The 21,325-nt window shown below is 72.3% G+C and carries 21 protein-coding genes; 6 read left to right on the top strand and 15 right to left on the bottom strand.

Annotation, left to right across the window (positions count from 1 at the left end; all coding sequences use genetic code 11):
• Positions 1-136: 136 nt before the first annotated feature.
• The gene (locus tag ACQXVK_RS05250) at positions 137-604 is read right to left on the bottom strand and encodes a hypothetical protein (protein WP_430852946.1); all 468 of its coding nucleotides are present in this window, start codon (positions 602-604) and stop codon (positions 137-139) included.
• A gap of 74 nt (positions 605-678) precedes the next feature.
• Between ACQXVK_RS05250 and ACQXVK_RS05245 the strand changes: the two genes are divergently transcribed.
• Positions 679-1,194, top strand: a complete 516-nt coding sequence (locus tag ACQXVK_RS05245; RefSeq protein WP_430852945.1) for a DUF1697 domain-containing protein — start codon at positions 679-681, stop codon at positions 1,192-1,194.
• Positions 1,195-1,703: 509 nt separating this feature from the next.
• On the opposite strand, the gene ACQXVK_RS05240 is transcribed toward ACQXVK_RS05245, so the two are convergent.
• Together ACQXVK_RS05240 and ACQXVK_RS05235 are read right to left on the bottom strand one after the other, a co-directional pair.
• Positions 1,704-4,214 (bottom strand): glycoside hydrolase family 65 protein, encoded by a 2,511-nt coding sequence (locus tag ACQXVK_RS05240; protein ID WP_430852944.1) that lies wholly within the window; start codon positions 4,212-4,214, stop codon positions 1,704-1,706.
• A 78-nt stretch (positions 4,215-4,292) separates the two neighbouring features.
• A complete protein-coding gene (locus ACQXVK_RS05235) occupies positions 4,293-5,060 on the bottom strand; it encodes an HAD family hydrolase (RefSeq protein ID WP_430852943.1) in 768 nt (255 codons plus the stop codon).
• Positions 5,061-5,205: 145 nt separating this feature from the next.
• Between ACQXVK_RS05235 and ACQXVK_RS05230 the strand changes: the two genes are divergently transcribed.
• Both ACQXVK_RS05230 and ACQXVK_RS05225 read left to right on the top strand, forming a co-directional pair.
• Positions 5,206-5,802 (top strand): hypothetical protein, encoded by a 597-nt coding sequence (locus tag ACQXVK_RS05230; RefSeq protein ID WP_430852942.1) that lies wholly within the window; start codon positions 5,206-5,208, stop codon positions 5,800-5,802.
• A 27-nt stretch (positions 5,803-5,829) separates the two neighbouring features.
• Positions 5,830-6,492: a hypothetical protein gene (locus ACQXVK_RS05225; RefSeq protein ID WP_430852941.1), complete on the top strand. Its 663-nt coding sequence runs from the start codon at positions 5,830-5,832 to the stop codon at positions 6,490-6,492.
• Between the two features lie 111 nt (positions 6,493-6,603).
• Here ACQXVK_RS05225 and ACQXVK_RS05220 read toward each other — a convergent pair whose 3' ends face one another.
• The 4 genes from ACQXVK_RS05220 to hxlB all read right to left on the bottom strand — a co-directional run bounded on the left by ACQXVK_RS05220 (position 6,604) and on the right by hxlB (position 9,710).
• A complete protein-coding gene (locus ACQXVK_RS05220) occupies positions 6,604-7,344 on the bottom strand; it encodes an alpha/beta hydrolase (protein WP_430852940.1) in 741 nt (246 codons plus the stop codon).
• Complete coding sequence (locus tag ACQXVK_RS05215) at positions 7,341-8,432, bottom strand: GNAT family N-acetyltransferase (protein ID WP_430852939.1); 1,092 nt, start codon at positions 8,430-8,432, stop codon at positions 7,341-7,343. Before ACQXVK_RS05215 ends, ACQXVK_RS05220 begins: the two co-directional genes overlap by 4 nt.
• A gap of 67 nt (positions 8,433-8,499) precedes the next feature.
• Complete coding sequence (gene hxlA / locus ACQXVK_RS05210; RefSeq protein WP_402266544.1) at positions 8,500-9,138, bottom strand: 3-hexulose-6-phosphate synthase; 639 nt, start codon at positions 9,136-9,138, stop codon at positions 8,500-8,502.
• 11 nt (positions 9,139-9,149) lie between these two features.
• On the bottom strand, positions 9,150-9,710 hold the full coding sequence (gene hxlB / locus ACQXVK_RS05205) for a 6-phospho-3-hexuloisomerase (protein WP_430852938.1): 561 nt from the start codon (positions 9,708-9,710) through the stop codon (positions 9,150-9,152).
• 110 nt (positions 9,711-9,820) lie between these two features.
• On the opposite strand from hxlB, the gene ACQXVK_RS05200 reads away from it, so the two are divergent.
• Positions 9,821-10,693, top strand: coding sequence for a helix-turn-helix transcriptional regulator (locus ACQXVK_RS05200; RefSeq protein ID WP_402266540.1), 873 nt, complete (start codon positions 9,821-9,823; stop codon positions 10,691-10,693).
• A 9-nt stretch (positions 10,694-10,702) separates the two neighbouring features.
• Here the strand turns inward: ACQXVK_RS05200 and ACQXVK_RS05195 are convergent, their stop codons facing one another.
• The 8 genes from ACQXVK_RS05195 to ACQXVK_RS05160 form a co-directional block, all read right to left on the bottom strand.
• Entirely contained in the window at positions 10,703-11,194 is a 492-nt protein-coding gene (locus ACQXVK_RS05195; RefSeq protein WP_430852937.1) for a helix-turn-helix domain-containing protein, read from the bottom strand.
• A 92-nt stretch (positions 11,195-11,286) separates the two neighbouring features.
• Complete coding sequence (locus ACQXVK_RS05190; protein ID WP_022906439.1) at positions 11,287-11,979, bottom strand: response regulator; 693 nt, start codon at positions 11,977-11,979, stop codon at positions 11,287-11,289.
• A gap of 13 nt (positions 11,980-11,992) precedes the next feature.
• The gene (locus ACQXVK_RS05185; protein ID WP_416393967.1) at positions 11,993-14,485 is read right to left on the bottom strand and encodes an ATP-binding protein; all 2,493 of its coding nucleotides are present in this window, start codon (positions 14,483-14,485) and stop codon (positions 11,993-11,995) included.
• A 43-nt stretch (positions 14,486-14,528) separates the two neighbouring features.
• Entirely contained in the window at positions 14,529-15,140 is a 612-nt protein-coding gene (gene kdpC / locus ACQXVK_RS05180) for a potassium-transporting ATPase subunit KdpC (RefSeq protein WP_430852936.1), read from the bottom strand.
• 2 nt (positions 15,141-15,142) lie between these two features.
• On the bottom strand, positions 15,143-17,248 hold the full coding sequence (gene kdpB, locus ACQXVK_RS05175; RefSeq protein ID WP_430852935.1) for a potassium-transporting ATPase subunit KdpB: 2,106 nt from the start codon (positions 17,246-17,248) through the stop codon (positions 15,143-15,145).
• A gap of 29 nt (positions 17,249-17,277) precedes the next feature.
• A complete protein-coding gene (kdpA, locus tag ACQXVK_RS05170) occupies positions 17,278-18,966 on the bottom strand; it encodes a potassium-transporting ATPase subunit KdpA (RefSeq protein WP_430852934.1) in 1,689 nt (562 codons plus the stop codon).
• Complete coding sequence (kdpF, locus tag ACQXVK_RS05165; RefSeq protein WP_042724093.1) at positions 18,966-19,055, bottom strand: K(+)-transporting ATPase subunit F; 90 nt, start codon at positions 19,053-19,055, stop codon at positions 18,966-18,968. The genes kdpA and kdpF overlap by 1 nt, the downstream gene beginning before the upstream one ends.
• Before the next feature lie 228 nt (positions 19,056-19,283).
• A complete protein-coding gene (locus tag ACQXVK_RS05160) occupies positions 19,284-20,228 on the bottom strand; it encodes a helix-turn-helix transcriptional regulator (RefSeq protein WP_430852933.1) in 945 nt (314 codons plus the stop codon).
• 61 nt (positions 20,229-20,289) lie between these two features.
• On the opposite strand from ACQXVK_RS05160, the gene ACQXVK_RS05155 reads away from it, so the two are divergent.
• Both ACQXVK_RS05155 and ACQXVK_RS05150 read left to right on the top strand, forming a co-directional pair.
• Complete coding sequence (locus ACQXVK_RS05155) at positions 20,290-20,709, top strand: VOC family protein (RefSeq protein ID WP_022908486.1); 420 nt, start codon at positions 20,290-20,292, stop codon at positions 20,707-20,709.
• Positions 20,710-20,819: 110 nt separating this feature from the next.
• Positions 20,820-21,323: a hypothetical protein gene (locus ACQXVK_RS05150; protein WP_430852932.1), complete on the top strand. Its 504-nt coding sequence runs from the start codon at positions 20,820-20,822 to the stop codon at positions 21,321-21,323.
• Positions 21,324-21,325 lie beyond the last annotated feature (2 nt).

The raw sequence follows: 21,325 nt of genomic DNA, 5'->3' as shown, positions 1-21,325 counted from the left end.
CGCCGCCCGCCGCGCCGCCCGCCCCGCCGCGCCGCCCGCCCCGCGTTAGCACAACCAAAGCCGCCCCGAACCACGGACAGCCGTGGTCCGGGGCGGTTGTGGTTGTGCGGCGGTGCGGCAGCCGGGAGGCGCGGCCTCAGTCCGGCAGGTCGGTCGGCGTCGCCTCGTGGTGACGCCGACCCTGGGTGCGCCGGTCCTCCTTCATGCCCGCCTCGAACAGGTGCTTGCGGCCCTGCACGAGCTCGTCGCGCGCGGTCCGCTCCAGCTCCTTCGCGAGGGCGTAGTATCCGTCGTCGTAGTCCTCGACGATCTGGAACGTCCAGCGGCCGCCGATGACGTTGCGCCCGACGAGCTCGCGGTCGATCCGGTCCGCCAGCTCGGCGTGCCCGGCATCCCGGAGTTGGTCGACCGCCTCCCCCAGGTCGAGGTCCGCCTTCCCCGTCAGCCGGTGGAACCCGTACAGCAGCCCGCGGGCGTGCTCCATCGTCTCGAGGGCGGCGGACAGCGTCCCGAGCGCCTCGACGGTGGCGTCCGAGACCCCCTCGGGCACGCGGTGCTGCTCGTCGGGACCCTGTGCGTCGTCGTGCAGTGCGTCGTTCGTCATGGGTCCCGTCTACCGGACCACTGCTCGGACACCTCCGAGCAAGCGGTGTCGGGGCGGCGGGGTACGGTTCGGGCATGACCAGGTGGGTCGCGCTGCTGCGCGGGGTGAACGTCAACGGGATCACGATCACGAGCGCCGACCTCGCGGCGCTGTTCCGGTCACGCGGGTACCAGGACGTCCGGACCGTGCTGGCGTCGGGCAACGTGGTGTTCGGCTCCGACGGCACGGCCGCGGCCCTGAAGACGGACATCGAGCAGTCGCTCCGTGACCGGTTCGGCTACGACGCGTGGATCGTGCTCGTCCCGCACGACGACCTGGCGGACATCCTGGACGGCTTCCCGTTCCCCGCCGCCGAGGACCACCACGACTACGTCGTGTTCGGCTCGGACGACGACGCCCTCGACGACCTGCTGGCAGACCTCGACGTCGACGAGACCGTCGAACGCGTCGCGCGGGGCTCCGGGGTCGTGTACTGGTCGTGTCCGAAGGGCTCGAGCACGGACACGGTCTTCGCGAAGCGGGCGGGCGCGGCGCGCTTCAAGCGGACGACGACGACCCGCAACGTGAACACGCTGCGGAAGCTCCTGTGACGCGCGGCGGCCTGCACCACGTCGAACTGCGCACCGCCGACCTCGACCGATCCGCAGCTGCGTGGGGCTGGCTCCTCGGCGAGCTCGGCTACGAGCCCTTCCAGCAGTGGTCCGACGGGCGGAGCTGGCGGTCGGGCGCCCTGTACGTCGTGCTGGAGACCGCCCCGGCGCACGGCGCCAACGACCGTCGTCGACCAGGGCTGAGCCACCTCGCGTTCCACGCCGGAGGCATCGACGACGTCGCCAGGATCTGGGCGGCGCGCCTGCGCACGGATGGCGTCGACTCTACGAGGACCGCCACCCGCACGCCGGTGGCCCCGACCACCACGCAGGGTTCCTCGAGGACGCCGAGCGGTTCAAGGTCGAACTCGTCGCCGACTGAGCGCGCCTGGCACGGTGTGGGCGGCAGAGGCGGTTCAAGCCGGAGGCGCGGTGCGCGCTGGAGACGCGGCGCGAGTCGGAGGCGCGGTGCGCGACGGGGCCGCACCGCGCCTCCGGGACGGGGTCCGTCAGGCGGTCGCCTCGTCGGACTCGAGATCCCGGTCGAGCGAGATCGTCGGGATCGAGGCCGTGATCACCGACCCGTCGGCACGGAGCGTGCCCTGGATGTCGGCCGTCGTCGGTGCGCGACCGGACATCCGCGGGCCCTGGTGCGTCAGCGGCACGACGGTCGGCTCACCGGCGGTGATGTCCCACTGCTGGTTGTGCACCCACGCCGTGAAGCCCTCGCCCGTCTCGACCGTGAAGGTCATGGTCTCCTGCTCGAGGTCGACCCGCACCCGTGACCCACGCACCGTGAGCCGGTAGGTGATCCGCTCCCAGTCCTTCGGCAGCCGCGGGTTGAAGGTCATCCGGCCGCCGTGGTCCCGCATGCCGCCGAACCCGTTGACGACCGCACCCCAGATGCCACCGGTCGAGGCGATGTGGACGCCGTCGCTCGTGTTGCCGTGCAGGTCCGCGAGGTCGACGTAGAGCGCCGTCTGGAAGTACTGCAGCGCGAGGTCGTGGTAGCCGACCTCGGCCGCCATGATCGACTGCACGACGGCGGACAGGGTGGAGTCACCGGTCGTGAGGGCGTCGTAGTAGTCGAAGTCGCGACGCTTCTCGGCAGCGGTGAACTCGTGCCCCTGCAGGAACAGCGCGAGCACGACGTCCGCCTGCTTCAGCACCTGGAACCGGTAGATCACCAGCGGGTGGTAGTGCAGCAGCAGCGGCCGCTTGCTCTCGGGGGTGTTGTCGAGGTCCCAGAGTTCCTTGTCGAGGAACTGGGCATCCTGCGGGTGGATCCCACGGTGCGGGTCGAAGGGGATCTCCATCGACTCGGCGGCGTGCTCCCAGTCGGTGATCTCCTGCGCCTGGAGCCCGGTCCGCCGCACCATGCGGTCGTACTCCTCGGGGTCGTCCGCGGCGAGCTCGCGGCAGGCGTTCACCGCGAACCACAGGTTCGCCCGGGCCATCACGTTCGTGTAGAGGTTGTCGTCGACGACCGTCGTGTACTCGTCGGGGCCGGTGACGCCGTCGATGTGGAACTTCTTGTCGCCGTTCGACCGCCAGAACCCGAGGTCCTCCCACAGTCGTGCGGTCTCGACGAGGATGTCGATCGCGCCGCGCTTGAGGAACTCACGGTCGTCCGAGGCGCGGACGTACTGCATCAGCGCGTGCGCGATGTCCGCGTCGATGTGGTACTGCGCGGTGCCGGCCGCGTAGTACGCGCTGGACTCCTCGCCGTTGATCGTCCGCCACGGGAAGAGCGCACCGTGCTGGTTCAGCTCACGGGCACGGGACCGCGCGGCGTCGAGCATGTTGTACCGGAAGCGCAGGGCGTTCCGGGCGACGATCGGTGCCGTGTACGACAGGAACGGCAGGACGTAGATCTCCATGTCCCAGAAGTAGTGCCCGCCGTAGCCCGACCCGGTGACGCCCTTGGCGGCGATGCCGTGCCCGTCGGTGCGCGCCGTGGCCTGGGCGAGCATGAAGAGGTTCCACCGGACGGCCTGCTGCAACGCGGGCTGCCCGGCGATCTCGACGTCGCTGCGCGCCCAGAAGTCGTCCATCCACTCGGCCTGCCGCGCGAAGGCCGCGTCGACGGACTCGGCCCGTGAGCGGTCGAGCGTCCGTTCGCACCGGTCGGCGAGCTCACGCGCCGGGACCCCGCGGGACGTGTGGTAGACCACGTGCTTGGTCAACCGGATGGGCTGTCCGGCGCGGGCCTGCACGCGGTAGACGTGCTTCGCGAGGTCGTCCTCGATCGACGACGACTCGTCCCAGCTGTTCTCGGTCTCGAGGTGGTGCTCGACGCCGACGCAGATCGTCATGCCGGAGCTCGCCGCCTGGTACCCGAGCAGGGACCGGCCACCGGTGCTGCGCTTGAGCTTCGGCTCGAGGACACGCTCGGTGAACGCCTCGGCCTTGCGCGGGTCGAAGGCGTTCGCCGCCGCGCGCATGCCGGCGTGGTACTCGTCCTGCACGTCCTGGCGGTTGAGGATCTGGCTCGACAGCAGGATCGAGGCGTCCGCGTCGAGCACGGTCACCTCGTAGTCGATGACCGCGAGGTGTCGGTCGGTGAAGGACACCAGCCGCCGCGACCGGATGAGGACCCGCTTGCCGGACGGCGTCGACCACTCGGTCTCGCGGAACAGGTACCCGCCCCGGAACTCCAGCCGCCGGGTGTGCCGGAGGATGTCCGCCTCGGCCAGCACCAGCGGCTCGTCGTCGACGTACAGCCGGATCACCTTGGCGTCGGGTGCGTTGATGATCGTCTGACCGGTCTTCGCGAAGCCGAAGGCGTCCTCGGCGTGACGGATCGGCCAGGTCTCGTGGAAGCCGTTGACGTACGTGCCGTACTGCACGCCGCCGCGGCCCTCGTCGAGGTTGCCGCGGAGGCCGAGGTACCCGTTGCCGACGGCGAAGTTCGTCTCGGCCACGCCCTGCTCGTCGGGGGCGTACTCGGTCTCGACGAGCGCCCACTCGTCGATCGGGTAGCGGACCCGGTCGAGCGGGTCGGAGGTGATGGGGTTCATGGTGCTCCGTGGGAAAGGAGGTGTTCGTGGGGGAAGGTCGGGAGGGCCTGGAGGCGCGGATCGCCCCGGCCGCACCGCCTACGTCGTGCTCGTGGCCGGTTCCGGCAGCTCGTCGACGAGTTCGTCGAGGTCCGTGACGACGACGTCGGCACCGTGTTCCAGGAGCGCGTCGGCCCCGGCGCCGCGGTCCACACCGATGACGAGCCCGAAGGCGCCGTTGCGCCCGGCCTCGACCCCGCTCGTGGCGTCCTCGACCACGACGCACTCGGCAGCGGTCAGGCCGAAGCGGCTCGCGGCGTCGAGGTAGGTGTCGGGGGAAGGCTTGCCGGCGAGACCGTCTTCGCGGGCGACCATGCCGTCCACGATCACCGGGAACCGTTCGAGGATCCCCGCCGTGCGGAGCACCTGCACGGCGTTGGCGGAGCTCGAGACGACCGCGACGGACAGCCCGGCGTCGATCGCCGTGACGAGGAACCGGAGCGAACCGGGGTAGGGCTCGACGCCGTGCTCGGTCAGTTCGGCGGTGAACTCGGCGTTCTTCCGGTTGCCGAGCCCGCACACCGTGTCGGCGTCCGGCGGGTCGTCCGGGGTGCCCTGGGGCAGGTCGATGCCGCGTGACTCGAGCAGGGACCGGACCCCGTCGTACCGCGGCTTGCCGTCGACGTACGCGAAGTAGTCCTGTTCCGTGTACGGAGCGACGCCGTGCTGGGCCAGGTAGGGCGTGAAGAGCCGGCTCCAGGCGCGCATGTGGACGTCGGCGGTGGGGGTGAGGACACCGTCGAGGTCGAACAAGAGCGCGCGCTGGTCAGCGAGTCGCGCGGGGGTGCGCCGGTCCGGTGCGGTCATGCAGGCGAGTCTAGGACCGGCCTCCGCCGCGGACCCTGACGCATCACCGATCTGTGGAGAGAGTTCAACCGCGACGGACGTGTGGACGACTGCACATTCGAAACGTGTAATATTTCATCTTCCAATATCGATCCTTGGAGGATCCATGCGTTCACACCTCATCACCACCCGCCTGGTCACGGTCGGCTGCCTGACCGTGGCGGCCGTCCTGGGCACCGCGTCCGTGGCGTCCGCAGAGCCCGCGCAGTCGACGACCGCCGTGCGGTCCAGCGCCGCTTCGACCGTCGCGCCGGTCAACAGGGTCCACTGGGGACCGAAGGACCTGATCGGCGGCTCCGGCGTCCTGGGGGCGACCGTGACCCTCACCGACGCCGCCGGGAAGACCCGCTCCACCGTGGTCCAGTCCGGCAACTGGTTCTTCGTCCCCGCCGAGGGGCTCACGCCCACGTACTCGATCACCCAGTCGATCGGTGGCCGGACCTCCGCTCCCGTGACGTTCGGGACACCTTCCGACGTCGACATCCCGGCCGTGAGCCAGATCTCGAACGGCCCGTCGGGGATGGTGACCGGGCTCGGCGTCGCGAACGCCGAGATCCGCATCGAGGGTGCCGACGGCCAGGTCGTGACCGCGACCGCGAACGTCACCGGACGCTGGATCGCCTACCCGGTCGGCTTCGAACGCGGCCTGAGCATCACGCAGAAGAGCCGTGGGCACTGGTCCGATCCCGTCGTCTTCAACTGACCCGTCCCCGACCCCGGAAGGAACCCCGTGCTCCGCATCCCCGTCCTCACCGTGGCGGCCCTCGTCGCCGCTGCCGCCGTCACCGTCACCGGCCCCGCGATCACCGCGCAGGCCGCGGAACCCCACGCCTCCGCGGCCGTGTCGTCCGAACGCGCCACACACGCGTTCGCCGTCACCTCGCCGGAACGCTACGTCCCCGACACCCGGCCCGTGATCACCGGCACCGGCACCCCGGGATCCGACGTCCTCGTCATGCTCCCCGGGAAGCCGGTGACCTTCTCCACCACGGTCGCCGCCGACGGCAGGTGGTCGGCGACGAGCCCCGAGGTCTTCTCCTCGGGGGACTACTTCGGGAACCTCGCGTACCAGCAGCAGGACGGGCAACTCGTCCAGTTCGACCTGCGACGCGGCGCCGCCCCCGCCCACACCGCCCCGACCACCCTGCGATCGGACGGTCCGACCCGGTTCGCGCGCGGCGCGAAGCCCACGTTCGCCGGGACGGGGACCCCGGGTGCCCGCGTCGTCGTCGCGATCCCCGGCCTGTCGGTCGAGGTCGCTGCGGTCGTCCGTGCCGACGGTCACTGGTCGGCGGCGAGCCCGTCCGCGCTCCCGGCCAGTGGTCAGTTCCTCACGACCGTCACGCAGGACGGCGACGGCCAGTACGTGGAGTTCTGGCTCGCTGTGGCGTGAGTCCCCGGCGCCGACCCCGACGGCCGTCACGACGTGACGACCGTCGGGGTCGGATCGCCTCGTCCGGCGGGCGGAACGGCACGCGTCCGTGCCGTCAACCGTGGACGGCGCTCAGCGCAGCGCCGACCCGGACGGCAGGGTCCGGACCCACTCCTCGATCGCCGCGGCGATCTGCTGCCGGGCGTCGGTCCGCGAGATCGTGGCCGTGTCGTCGCCGGGCTGCGCACCGTAGGCGCCGAAGTCGGCGTGGTTCGCGCCCTGCACCTCGACCATCGTGGCGTTCGACGGCAGCAGGTGCCGCGCGGCGTCGACCTTCTCGGGCGTCGACAGGCCGTCGCGCGACCCGGAGACGCTGAGCACGCTGATGTACGACCGGCTGATGTCGTTCGCGCAGTAGCTCCCGAGCAGGAGCAGCCCGTCGGCGTCCGGGGCGAGCTGGCACGCGCGCACCCCGCCGAGCGAGTGCCCGCCGACCGCCCAGGACCGCACGTCCGGGGCGTGGGCCTCGAACGTCGACAGCCCGCGGGTGTCGAAGAAGGCGAGGTGCAGCGTCGGCTTCGTGATCACGACGGTCGTCCCGGCGGCCACGACCTGCCGGAACGTCGCCATGTAGGCGTACGGATCGACCTTCGCGCCGGGGATGAAGACGATGCCGGCGCCGTTCGCACTGCCGGTCGGGGTCATCACCACGGAGTCGCCCGCGTCCCGGACCGCCACCCGGTCGTCCCGCCAGACCTGCAGGGCCGCGCTCCGGGTGCCCTGCATGACGATGTTCGCCCAGACGAGGAACACCACCGCGATCAGCACGATCACGGCGACGACCCAGGCGGACCAGCGGAGGACTCGGTTCATGCGCTTCCTGCTCCCTGCGGGCGTCGTGCGGTGACGGTGAGCCATCGCTCGTCGGCACCGGGGCGCGTGGTCTCCCGGACGTCGACGTCGGCCCACCCGGAACGCCCGACGACCTCGGCGAGGGGGCCCGGCGTCCAGTACGTGAAGTGGCGGGCACGCTCGAGCTTCCGGGTGCTCCAGGCCTCGCCGTCGCCGCGCTTCAGGGTTGCGGCGAGCACCCCTCCCGGGTGGACGGCGTCGCGGAGCCGGGCGAGGACGCCCTCGAGTGCCGACCGGCCGACGTGCAGGAGCACGGCGTTCGCGAAGACGGCGTCGTACGGACCGCCGAACGCGTCCGAGCGCACGTCGACGAGGCGCGCTTCGTGCCCCGCGGACCGCAGCGCGTCCACGAAGGGGCGCGCGCCGTCGGTGCGGTCGACGACGAGCCCGGCAGCCTCGAGGGCGAGGGCGTCGCGTCCCGGTCCGGATCCGAGTTCGAGGACGTGGGCACCGACGGGGACGAGCGCGAGCAGGTCGTCCACGAGGCCGGCGCGGTGGTCGTCCGTCCGCTCGGCGTACCGGTCGGCGGCACGCTCGTACGCGTCGAGGGTGCGTTCCGCCGCGAGGTCGCGCCGCATCACCACCTCGTGCCGACCGTCCGGCAGCGCGTCGCCGGGCTCGTCGACGGCGCGGAACCCGCAGTGCTCGTACGCGCGCCGGGCCCCGGCGTTGTCCGGCATCACGGACAGTTCGAGCGTGTGGGCACCGGCACGGGCCGCCCAGGTCGCGACTGCACGGATGAGCGCTGCCGCGACGCCCCGGCCGCGTGCGGCGGGGTCGACCCACATCGAGATGAGCTCGGCGGTGCCGGGATCATCGCCCGGGACGCCGCTGGCCATGCCCACGGCGGCCCCGTCCTCGGTGTGGGCGAGCAGGTCGAGCGCGCCCGGGATCGAGAGCCGGGTCCGCCAGCGGTCCTCGCGGGCATCAGCCCAGTCGGCGAGTGTCGACCCGAAGGCCGTCGGGGCGTCGGCGAGCGCCGCGAGCCGGACCGGACGCCAGGTCTCCCAGTCGTCCGCCGTCACCCGGCGCAGCGCGATCGTCGTCACGCCTCGACGCTACCGCCCGCAGGCGCGCGCCGACCCGGTCGGGCCGACCCGCGCCTCCTGGACCGGGTCAGACCGAGGCGTCCTCGGTGACGGCCGCACGCAGCTCCGCCGCAGCGGCTGCGACGTCGTCCGCGCTGTAGATGGCGCTGCCGGCGACGGCGATGATCGCGCCGGATGCCTGCACCGCGGCGATCGAGGAGGCGTTCACGCCGCCGGCGATCGAGAAGGGGACGCCGGAGGCCTCGCCGGCCTCGAGCAGGGTGGAGAAGGTGAAGCCCTCCTCGGCCTGCTCGTCGAGTCCGGCGTGCACCTCGACGAACTGCGCGCCGAGGGCCACGACCTCACGGGCACGGGCGGCCTTGTCGTCCACCCCGATGAGGTCGACGACGATGCCCTTGCCGTGCTTCTCGGCGGCGGCGACGGCCCCGCGGATGGTGGAGTCCCCGGCGACACCGAGCACGGTGACGAGGTCGGCACCCGCGGCGAAGGCGATGTCCGCCTCGAGCTCGCCGGCGTCCATCGTCTTGAGGTCGGCGAACACGGTCTTGTCCGGGTGCGCCTGCTTCATCGCGGTGATGACCGAGAGCCCCTCGGCCTTGATGAGCGGGGTGCCGAGCTCGAGGACGTCGACGCTCGGGGCGGCCTTCGCGGCGAGGTCGAGCGCGGCCTCGGTGGTGAGGGTGTCGATGGCGAACTGGATCTGCATGGGTGTGCCTTTCACTCGAGGTTGGCGTGGCTGGGCCACAGGTCGTCGGCGGAGCGTCCGCTCCGGGTCCAGAGGGCGTGGAAGAGCGCGTCGCCGAGCAGGACCACGGCCTGCTCGAAGCGACTGCCCGCGTACTGCTCGGAGGCGCTGCCCGACCGGTCCGTCTTCGTCGCGGCGGGGACGACGAGGGTGACGGCGGCGAGCGCGCCGAGCGGGGAGTCGTCGGTCGTCGACACGGCGAGCACCTCGGCGCCGACGTCGACCGCGGTGCGCGCCGCCTGGACGATGCCGGTGGTCGTCCCGGAGCCGCTGGCGACGAGCAGGACGTCTCCCGTCCGGATGGCCGGGGTCGTCACCTCGCCGACGACGTGGACGTCGAGGCCGAGGTGCATGAGCCGCATGGCCGTCATCCGGAGGGCGAGACCGGAGCGGCCGGCCCCATGGACGAACACGCGCTCGGCGCCGCTGAGCAGGTCGAGGGCGGCGTCGGTGTCGCCCCGCAGCGTCTCGGCGAGGTCGGCGGACTCGCGGACGATCAGGGCGAGGGCGTCGGTGACGGTGGCGGCGGGCATGACATCGATCGTGGTCGGGACGCCGGTCGGCCGCCGCTACCCGACACGGCGGGGCCCCCGCCCGATCGGGTGGCCCCACCCGCTCGGGTGGGAGTCGTACGGTTGGTCCCGTGACCGACAACGTGCGCGATGACGGGACGGCGGCTCCGTCGGCCGTCCAGGAGGCGCGGCGCGACTCCGCGGGACGCCTCGCCGCCGCCGACCACGCGCGGACCGTCGCGGAGCAGGCGGACCGCCACGCCCTCACCCTGGAGTCGGTGCTCGCGGTGCTCCGGTCGCCGCGCGTCGGCGATGCTGCCGCCCGCGCCGAGGCGGTCGAGATCGCGTCGGCGGCGCTCGTGGACCTCCGGACGGTGACCGACCGGCAGCGCGGCGCGCTGCTCGAACCGGTCACCGGGGCGTTCTCCCGGCTCCGCGCGGACCTCCGGCCGCTCGTCCGGTTCGGGGACCTCGACCTGCAGTTCGTCGAGCCGCCGGCGACCGGGCGAGCGCTCCCCGGCGACGTCGCCCACAGTGCCCGGGCGATCGTGCGGACGGCGGTGCTCGCGCTCGTGGACGAGGGTGCCGCACGACGGGTCCGGATCCAGTGGGACTGCGACGGGCGGAACCTCCTGATGCAGCTCCGCGACGACGGCGCGGGCACGCTCGACGCGCACGACGACAGCGTCCGGCCGATCGCCGAGCGGGTGGTGGCCCTCGACGGGGAGCTACGGGTCGCGTCCACGGCGGGCTGGGGGTCGGTGCTCGACATCCGGATCCCCCTCGATCCGCCGCCGGGCGCACCGGTGCCCTCGGACGCGTCCGACCTGACGCCCCGCGAACAGGACGTGCTGCGACTCGTCGCCACCGGGGTCGGCAACCGGGAGATCGCCGACGGGCTCGGGATCAGCACGAACACCGTGAAGTACCACGTGGCGAACCTGCTCCGGAAGCTCGGGGCCCGGACCCGGGCGGAGCTCGCCGCGGTCAGTTCCCGGGCCTGAGGAACGCCGTCAGCGTGCCGGCGCGGTCGCGCTCCTCGCGAGCGGGTACCGGCGGTCGAGTCGGGGCCCGACGACCGCGTCGAGCAGGAAGCGTCCGGCGTACCGCCCGACGGCCCAGTACCCGCCGACGGCGATGAAGACGAGCGGGGACCAGACCCGGAGCACGACGAGCAGCGTGGTCGCGATGCCGAACCCCACACCGATCGCGGAGTACAGCGACCAGAACCCCGCGACCGCCCGGTCACGGGCGGCCTGGTCGGCCGCCGTCCGCTCGTCGAGTCCACGCACCGCCGGGTCCAGGCCGGACGTCTCCGCACCGGCGAACAGGTCCCGGACGGGGACCCCCAGCGCACGGGCGAGGGCACTCAGCGTCTCGAGGCTGGCGTCCTTGCCGCCCTCGAGCCGTTGGACGGTCCGGACGGCGACCCCGCTCGCCTCGGCGAGTCGTTCCTGCGTCCAGCCCCGTTCACGCCGCAGTGCAGCGATCCGCATCTCGTTCATGCCCCGAGCCTATGAACCGGGCGGCACCGACCACCACGACAGGGACCCGTCACGTCCACGACAGCGACCCGTCACGTGCACGACGCGACCTGTCACGCGCGCGGGCTGAACCGGTAGCCCATGCCCGACTCGGTCACCAGGTACCGCGGGTGCGCCGGGTCGGGTTCGAGCTTGCGTCGCAGCTGCGCCATGTACAGGCGCAGGTAGCCCGAGTCGCTGCCGTGCGACGGACCCCACACCTCGGTGAGCAGCATCTCGCGGGTCATCAGCCGATCGGGGTTCGTCACGAGGACCTCGAGCAGCCGCCACTCGGTCGGAGTCAGCCGGATCGCCGGGCCGGACGGCGGGGTGACCTGCTTCGCGACGAGGTCCACCACGAGGTCGCCGATCGACACCGACGGGGTCGCCCCCGCGGCCGTCGCCGCCGCGACCTGCCGGCGGCCCAGCGCCCGGAGCCGGGCGAGCAGCTCGTCCATCTGGAAGGGCTTCGTCACGTAGTCGTCGGCACCGGCGTCGAGCGCGTCGACCTTGTCGGACGAGTCGGTCCGGCCCGAGAGCACGAGCACCGGCACCTGCGACCAGGCCCGGATGCCCTCGAGCACGCCGATGCCGTCGAGCCGGGGCATGCCGAGGTCGAGCAGCACCAGGTCCGGCCGCTCGGTGATGACCGCGTCGATCGCGACCCGGCCGTCGCGGGCGGTGACCACGTCGTACCCGCGTGCGGCGAGCGTCACGGCGAGCGCGCGGACGAGCTGCGCGTCGTCGTCGGCGATCAAGACCTTCATCGCGCACGGCCCTTCATCGGATCTCCACTCCCAGGTGTCCGGCGATCGGCAACCGCACCACGACGGTGAGCCCGCCGCCGGGGGTGTCGTCGACCTCGATCGTGCCGCCCATGCCCTCGGTGAAGCCGCGGGCGAGCGCCAGGCCGAGCCCGAGGCCGGTGTCGTTGTCGGTGTCGCCGAGGCGCTGGAACGGCTGGAACACCTCGTCGACGCGGTCCGACGGGATCCCCGGGCCGTGGTCGGCGACGCGCAGTTCGACCCCGCCGCCGAACGCGCTCGCGGCGATGCGGACCCGGGTGTCCTCGGGTGCGTAGCGAACGGCGTTCGCGAGGAGGTTCACCACCACGCGCTGCAGGAGCACGGCGTCCGCGAGGACCGGCGGGAGGTCGGCGGGGAGGTCGAGGTCGACGTCGTCCGGACCGAGCTCGAGTTCGTCGAGTGCCGGGGCGACCACCGTCTCGAGGGCGAGCGGCACCGGGGCCACGGCGAGCACCCCGGCCTGCACGCGGCTGACGTCCAGCAGGTCGGCCAACAGCACCGCCAGCTGACGGAGGCTCTCGTCGGCGGTGGCGAGCAGCGCCTCCCGGTCGTCCGTCGACAACTCGATGTCCGACGCACGGAGCGTCTGCACGGCCGCCGAGGCGGCCGCGATCGGCCGTCGCACGTCGTGTCCGACGGCGGCGAGGATCGCGCTGCGGACCCGGTCCACCGCGGCGATGCGCTCGGCGTCGACCGCGGCCCGGGTGAGGTCGCGGTGCTCGACCGCGGCGTCGAGCTGCTGCTCGACGACCCGCAGCAGTCGCCGCTGGGTCGGGTCGTCCGGGGCGCCCGCGAACTCGAGGACGGCGCCGGACGCCAGGGTCGTGGCGGCGTCCGGCGTCTCGCCGAACGCCCCCGAGGTCGCCGGGACCTCGTCGCCCTGCCGGATCCGGACGCCGGCGAAGCCGAAGGCCTCGCGGGTCCGGTCGAGCAGCGCCTGCAGGGCGTCGTCGCCGCGGAGCACGCTGCCGGCGATCCCCATCAGCAGGCCCGACTCGGCTGCCGCACGCCGGGCGGCCCGGGACCGCCGCGCCGAGCGGTCGACCACGAAGCTCACGAGCACCGCACTGACGACGTACATGACGAGGGCCACCAGGTGCCACGGCTGCTGGACGGTGACCATGTAGAGGGGTTGCACGAAGAAGAAGTCGAGGCTCAGCCCGGACAGCACGGCGGCGAACACGGCCGGCCACATGCCGCCGACGAGCGCGACCACGAGCACGAGCAGCTGGTAGGCGAGCACGTCGACGGTGATCGCGTCCGGGTCCTTGCCGAGCGAGAGCAACCAGGTCAGGAGCGGACCGGCCACGAGGGACAGCACGAACGCGGCGACGATCCGGCCGCGGGACAGGCTGCCGCCGAGCCGCGGCAGGGCGAAGCCGCCCCCGGCACGCTCGTGGGTGACGACGTGGACGTCGATGTCGCCGGACTCGCGGATCACGGTGTTGCCGATGCCCGGTCCGGTGATCGCCGCCGCGACCCGGCTGCGGCGGCTCACGCCGATGACGATCTGCGTGGCGTCGATCGACTTCGCGAACCGCACCAGGGTCGTGGGCACGTCGTCGCCGACCACCTGGTGGTAAGTCCCGCCGAGCTGCTCGAGCAACGCGCGCTGCTTGCCGAGCGCCCCCGGGTGCCGCTCGCGCAGGCCGTCGTTCGTCGTCACGTGCACGGCCGCGAGCTCGCCGCCGGCGCTCCGTGCGGCGATCCGGGCACCGCGGCGCAGCAGGGTCTCGCCCTCCGGACCGCCGGTCAGCGCGACGAGCACGCGCTCGCGGGTCTCCCACCGGTGGTCGATGCCGTGCTCGGCGCGGTAGGCCTTGAGCGCGTCGTCGACCTCGTCGGCGAGCCAGAGCAGGGCGATCTCGCGCAGCGCGGTCAGGTTGCCGAGCCGGAAGTAGTTCGACAGGGCGGCGTCGATCCGGGCGGCCGGGTAGACCAGACCGTCCGACAGTCGTTCGCGGAGCGCCGCAGGGGCGAGGTCGACCACCTCGATCTGGTCGGCCGCGCGCACCACGGCGTCCGGGACGGTCTCGCGTTGCACGGTGCCCGTGATCTCGCGCACGACGTCGCCGAGGGACTGCATGTGCTGCACGTTCACGGTCGAGATCACGTCGATGCCGGCGTCCCGCATGGCCTCGACGTCCTGCCAGCGCTTCTCGTTCGCGCTGCCGGGGGCGTTGGTGTGGGCGAGTTCGTCGACGAGGGCGATGTCCGGCCGCCGGGCCAGCACCGCGTCGAGGTCGAGGTCGTCGAGCTGGACGCCGCGGTGCTCCACGATGCGACGAGGGACGACCTCGAGCCCGTCGACGAGGGTCGCGGTGGCGGCGCGGCCGTGCGTCTCGACGACGGCGACGACCACGTCCCGGCCCTCGGCGTGCAGCCGGTGCCCCTCTTCGAGCATCGTGAACGTCTTCCCGACACCGGGCGCCGCACCGAGCAGGACCCGCAGCTTCCCGCGCTTCACCTGTTCATCCTCTCGCGTCCGTGGTCCCGGTGGGTGTGTGGTGTCAGGACGCCTTCGCCAGCGCCAGGTTCAGCTCGAGGACGTTCACCACCGGTTCGCCGAGGAACCCGAGCTGCCGGGCCTCCGTGTGCTCGTCCACGAGCGCCCGCACGGCCGCCTCGGACATGCCGCGGGCCGACGCCACGCGGGACACCTGCAGGAGCGCGTACTCGGGGCTGATGTCGGGGTCGAGGCCCGACCCGGACGCGGTGACGGCGTCCGCCGGGATCGACGACTCGGGGACCCCGTCGGCCTTCGCGATCGCGGCCTTGCGCTCCTCGATCGCCGTGAGCAGGTCGGGGTTGTTCGGGCCGAGGTTCGAGCCGCTGGAGGCGTTCGCGTCGTAGCCCTTCTCACCAGCGGCGCTCGGGCGGGACTGGAACCACCGGGCGGCGTCCGTGGCGGAGCCCGAGGACGCCTGGCCGATCAGGGACGAGCCGACGACCTTCCCGTCGGACGAGGTGACCATCGAGCCGTTCGCCTGGTCGTGGAACGCCGCCTGGCCGACGCCCCACACCGCGAGCGGGTAGGCGACGCCGAGGACGACGGTCGAGAGCAGGGTGAGCCGGATCGCGACGCCGGTCGAGCGGAAGAACGAGCGAGAGGAGGAAGCCATTGTCAGAACCCCGGGATGAGACCGACGACGAGGTCGATCAACTTGATGCCGATGAAGGGGACGATCACGCCGCCGAGCCCGTAGAGGAGCAGGTTGCGGCCGAGGATCGACGACGCCGACGCTGCGCGGTACTTGACGCCACGCAGGGACAGCGGGATGAGCGCCACGATGACGAGCGCGTTGAAGACGACCGCGGACAGGATCGCCGACGCGGGGCTGTGCAGCCCCATCACGTTCAGCGCGGCCAGCCCCGGGAACGTCACCTGGAACATCGCGGGGATGATCGCGAAGTACTTCGCGACGTCGTTGGCGATGGAGAACGTGGTGAGCGCGCCGCGGGTGATGAGCAGCTGCTTGCCGATCCGGACGACGTCGATGAGCTTGGTCGGGTCGGAGTCGAGGTCGACCATGTTGCCGGCCTCCTTCGCCGCGGTCGTCCCGGTGTTCATCGCCACGCCGACGTCCGCCTGCGCGAGTGCCGGGGCGTCGTTCGTGCCGTCGCCCGTCATCGCGACGAGGTTGCCGCCCTCCTGCTCCTTGCGGATCAGGGCGAGCTTGTCCTCCGGGGTGGCCTCGGCGAGGAAGTCGTCGACGCCGGCCTCGACCGCGATGGCCTTCGCTGTGCGGGGGTTGTCGCCGGTGATCATCACCGTGCGGATGCCCATCTCGCGGAGCTGCGCGAAGCGGGCGGACATGCCGTCCTTCACGACGTCCTTGAGGTGGACGACGCCGAGCAGGGTGACCGCCCCGTCCGCCGAGCGACGGGCGACGACGAGCGGGGTGCCGCCCTGGTCGGAGACCTCGGCGACGGTCGCGTCGATCGCGGACACAATGTGCGCCTCGGGTGCCGACGAGGACGCGGCGGCCCATGCGAGCACCGCGGCCGCGGCGCCCTTGCGCACCTCGGTGCCGTCGGTCAGGTCGAGACCGGACATCCGGGTCTGCGCGGTGAACGGCACCTCGACGGCGTCGACCGGGAGCCCGGCGCCGATCCCGGCCTCGGCGGCCAGGTCGACGATCGAGCGACCCTCGGGGGTGCTGTCCGCGGCGCTGGAGAGCGCTGCGGCCTCCATCAGATCGGGCTCGCTGACACCGGGCACCGGCACGACGCGGGACGCGCGACGGTTGCCGTACGTGATCGTGCCGGTCTTGTCGAGCAGCAGGGTCGTGATGTCGCCGGCGGCCTCGACCGCGCGACCGGACATCGCGAGCACGTTGTGCTGCACGAGGCGGTCCATGCCGGCGATGCCGATCGCGGACAGCAGTGCGCCGATGGTGGTCGGGATGAGGCACACGAGCAGGGCGATGAGCACCGGGATGCTCACGGTCGCGCCGACGAGTCCGGCGATCGGCTGCATCGTGAGGCAGACGATCACGAACACGATCGACAGCGAGGCGAGCAGGATGTTCAGCGCGATCTCGTTCGGCGTCTTCTGGCGGGCGGCGCCCTCGACGAGGCGGATCATCCGGTCGATGAAGGTCTCGCCGGGAGTCGACGTGATCCGCACGACGATCCGGTCGGAGAGCACCCGGGTGCCACCGGTGACGGCGCTGCGGTCGCCGCCGGACTCGCGGATCACCGGCGCGGACTCGCCCGTCACCGCGGACTCGTCGACGGACGCGATGCCGTCGATGACGTCGCCGTCACCCGGGATCACCTCACCGGCGACCACCACCACGACGTCGCCCTTGGCGAGGTCGACCGACGCGACCTCCTCGGTCTCGTTGCCGGTGGCGGCCGGGTCGGCCTGGTCGTAGCGGAGGACCCGGCGCGCGCTCGTGGTCGAACGGGTCTTGCGGAGGGTGTCGGCCTGCGCCTTGCCGCGGCCTTCGGCCACGGACTCGGCGAGGTTCGCGAAGACGACCGTCAGCCACAGCCACACGGCGATCGCGATGGTGAAGGCCGACGGCTCGACGAACAGCGAGACGGTCGTCAGTGCGGCGCCGACCTCGACGATGAACATGACGGGGTTGCGCCACATGAGACGCGGGTCGAGCTTGCGGAGGGCGCCCGGGAGGCCCGCCGCCAGCTGGCGGGGTCCGAACGCGGACGAGGTGGTCGGCCTGGAGGCGCTGGTCGCCTCGGGCGCGGAGGTCGCGGTGGTCATGGGGGTGTCCTTGGACGTCGACGGTGCGTTCATCGTGCGAGCGCTTCTGCGAGGGGTCCCAGTGCGAGCACCGGGAAGTAGGTGAGGGCGGTGACGATCACGGCCACGCCCCCGAGGAGGCCGATGAACAGCGGCCGGTGGGTCGGCAGCGTGCCGGCGGTCGCGGGCACCTTGTCCTGCTGGGCGAGGGACCCGGCGAGCGCCAGGACGAACACCATCGGCACGAACCGTCCGAGGAGCATCACGACGCCGAGCGACGAGTTCATCCACGTCGTGTTCGCGGTGAGGCCGCCGAACGCCGAGCCGTTGTTGTTCGCGCCGGACGTGTAGGCGTAGAGCAGCTCGGACAGGCCGTGGTTGCCCGGGTTGAAGATGCTCGTGCCGGTGACCTGCTCCTTGACGCCCGGGATCACGAGGGACAGCCCGGTCGCGAGGAGGACGAGCGTCGGGGTGACGAGGATGTACAGCGCGGCGAAGGTCATCTCGCGGGCACGGATCTTCTTGCCGAGGTACTCCGGGGTGCGGCCGACGAGGAGCCCGCCGATGAACACCGTGATGACGGCGAGCACGAGCATGCCGTACAGCCCGGAGCCGACACCGCCGGGGCTGATCTCGCCGAGCATCATGTTCAGCATCGCCATCATCCCGCCGATCGGCGTGAAGCTGTCGAACATGCCGTTCACGGCGCCGGTCGAGGTGGCCGTCGAGGTCGTGCCGAACAGGGTGGTGCCGAGGATTCCGAAGCGGACCTCCTTGCCCTCCATGGCCGCACCGGCGGCGTGCGTGGCGGTGCCGGCTCCGGCGAGTTCGAACGCCGACATGACCGAGAGCGACACGAGGAAGATGGCGCCCATGACGGCGAGGATCGCGTAGCCCTGGCGGTCGTCGCCGACGATCCGGCCGAAGGTGCGCGGCAGCGAGAACGGGATGACGAGCATGAGGAAGACCTCGACGAGGCTCGTCCACGCCTGCGGGTTCTCGAACGGGTGGGCCGAGTTCGCGTTGAAGTAGCCGCCACCGTTCGTCCCGAGCTCCTTGATCGCCTCCTGCGAGGCGACGAAGCCGTCCGGGATGTGCTGGGTGCCGCCGGTGAGCGTCGTGACGTCGACGCCGGTGCCCCAGGACTGGATGACGCCGCCGGCGACGAGGACGATCGCGAAGACGAACGCACCCGGCAGGAGCAGCCGGCCGGTGCCGCGGACGATGTCGACCCAGACGTTGCCGATCGTCCCGGTCCGGCGACGGGCGAACCCACGGACCAGCGCGACGGCGACGGCGAGCCCGACGGCCGCGGACAGGAAGTTCTGCACCGCGAGCCCGGCCATCTGCACGGTGAAGCCCATGGTGGCCTCGGGCGAGTACGACTGCCAGTTCGTGTTCGTGACGAAGGACGCCGCCGTGTTGAACGCGAGCGACGGCCCGACGTTCGGCAGCCCGAGGTCGCCCGGCAGGACGACCTGGATGCGCTGCAGCAGGTAGACGACGAGGAGCCCGACGACGCTGAACAGCAGGATACCGCGGAGGTAGACGGCCCAGGACTGCTCGGCGTCGGGGTCGACGCCGATGACACGGTAGACGCCGCGCTCGATCCGGGCGTGCTTCCTGCCCTCGTAGACGCGGACCATCCAGTCACCGACCGGGCGGTAGCAGACGACGAGGAGCAGGACGAGGGTGGCGACCTGGGCGATGCCGGCCCAGGTGTCGGCCGCGGAGCCCATCAGAACTTCTCCGGCCGGACGAGCGCCCAGACCAGGTAGACGACAGCGGCGACGCCGAGGACGGCGGCGGCGATGGTGATGCCGATCACAGCCGCTCGACCCCCTTGGCGATGAGGGCGACCACGCCGAACACGGCGAGGACACCGGCGACGACGAACACGTCGAACACTTGGGACTCCGTAGGTTGCACGGGCCCGGCACCGGACGGCGCGGACCGGCACCACGTGTGGTGCCGAACCGATGGTGGATCCGGCACCGCGCCTCCGGGCCCGTCCTGACGGTTCCCTAACGCGCTCCTGACACACGCATGCGCGTCACTAACGCGCGACGGCCCCGCGCAGCCGCTCGGCGAGCACCGCGGTCGCCGCGCGGAGCTCGTCGGGACCCTCGACCGTGAAGTCCGCGGTCGCGGCGGCGAAGGCCGCCGCGAGGCCCGCCCACGACCACGACCCCCGCGTCAGACGGCACCGGTCGGGGCCGAGCGGTTCGAGCACGGCGTCGTCGGGCAGGTACGGCGCGATCGTCTCCGCCGCCACCTCGAGCACCGCGGTACCGGTGCAGGGCCAGACGTCGTCACGGTCCGACCCCTTGAACCGTGCGGCCACGAACGCCGCCGGGTCACCGCCCGGGACCGGTCGCGGCACGAACGGCAGGCGCGTCCGCATCCGCGGGGTGATGCGGTCGATGCGGTGGGTGCGCCAGTCCTCGCGGTCGAGGTCCCAGTCGAGAAGGTACCAGCGACCGTTCCGGGCGACCACGGCGTGCGGCTCGACCCGGTGCGGCGTCTCGTCGGCACCGTAGCCGAAGCGCAGGACCTCGCCGAGGTGGACGGCCTCGCTCACCGCGACGAGGACCTCGGGGTCGACGGGGTCGCGACCGGCCGAGGTGACCGCGTGGACGGCGTCCACCCGTGCGCGCAGCGGTGCCGGCATCACCTGTCGCACGGTCGCGAGGGCCCTGGCCGCCGACTCGGCGATGTCCGCTCCTGACGCCGGGGCCACGGCGAGCGCGATGGCGATGGCGACCGCCTGGTCGTCGTCGAAGAGCAGCGGCGGCAGGCCCGCGCCCGCGCCGAGCCGGTACCCGCCGGCCGGGCCGCGCAGGGACTCCACGCGGTACCCGAGGCCGCGGAGCCGGTCGACGTCGCGACGGAGCGTGCGCGGGCTGACCTCGAGCCGCTCTGCCAGCTCGTCGCCGGGCCAGTCACGGTGCACCTGCAGCAGCGAGAGCAGAGCGAGCATGCGCGAGGACGGTCCGGACATGGTTCCAGTATCGATCGAGAAGCGGACACGATCTGACCGCAATGCCGTCGATGCTGGTCCCATGAGCATCGAGACGACAACCCACCTCAACTTCGACGGACAGGCCCGCGAGGCCCTCGACTTCTACGCCGCGGTCTTCGGCGGCCAGGTCGCGTCCATGACCTACGGCGCGATGGGCGCCTCGGACGAGCCGGCATGGGCCGACCGCATCGTGTGGGGCCAGGTGGCCACCGACGCCGGTCTGCGCGTCATGGCGTTCGACGTCTGGCCGGGACAGCCGTACGACCAGGGCACCAACGCCTTCTACGTGTACGTGCACGGGGACGACGCGGCCGAGGTCGAGCGGTACTGGGCCGCCCTGTCCGAGGGGGCCGAGATCCGGCAGCCGCTCGGTCCGTCGGCCTGGGCGCCCCTGGCCGGCCAGCTCCGTGACCGCTTCGGTGTGATCTGGGCGCTCGACGTCGCGGCACCGACCGAGTAGCGCGCAGGTGTGGCCCGGGGACGGTCCCCGGGCCACACGCACGTCGACTGCCGGCTGCGCGGTTTCCGAGCCACTTCCCCACGAAAACCGACCGCCGGTAGCGTGCCGGCATGCCCGAGTACCGACCGATGCCCGGCTACGAGCTCGGGGACGGGTGGGTGGGCGCTCGCCGGCGCCGGACCCGGTTCGGCCGCGTGTGGCGCTGGGTCGGACCGCCGGTCGCGCTCGTCGCCGTGGTCGCAGCTGTCCTGCTGTTCCGCTGGTACGCCGGCGTCGCCGACCAGGTCGAGTGGGAGTGCGCCGTGTCCTCGTGCGGGACGAACGACCCACGGTCCTTCGCTCCGGAGGGCTGCTGGGTACTCCTGGTGCTGGCCGCGCTCGGCGTCCGACGGCTGCCGGGGCGCTGGTGGTGGCGAGCCGCGCTGCTGCTCGGGTTCGCCGTCGTCGCCGCGTGGTCGATCGACTGGTGGCGGATGCCGGGGATGGACCTCGGCCTGTTCGTGACCCCGATCGGCGCGGGCGGTGTCGGCGCCGTGCTGCTGCTCGCCCGGATCGGCATGGCGGTCGACCGTGCGCGCGGACGGTCGCACACCGCCCGCCGACGATCGCAGTGACC

It is taken from the genome of Curtobacterium sp. AB451 (assembly GCF_050585845.1).
In the GTDB taxonomy this organism is placed as follows: Bacteria; Actinomycetota; Actinomycetes; order Actinomycetales; family Microbacteriaceae; genus Curtobacterium.
The sequence above is the reverse complement of the archived record's forward strand: the minus strand, read 5'-3'. Positions and strand labels throughout refer to the sequence as shown.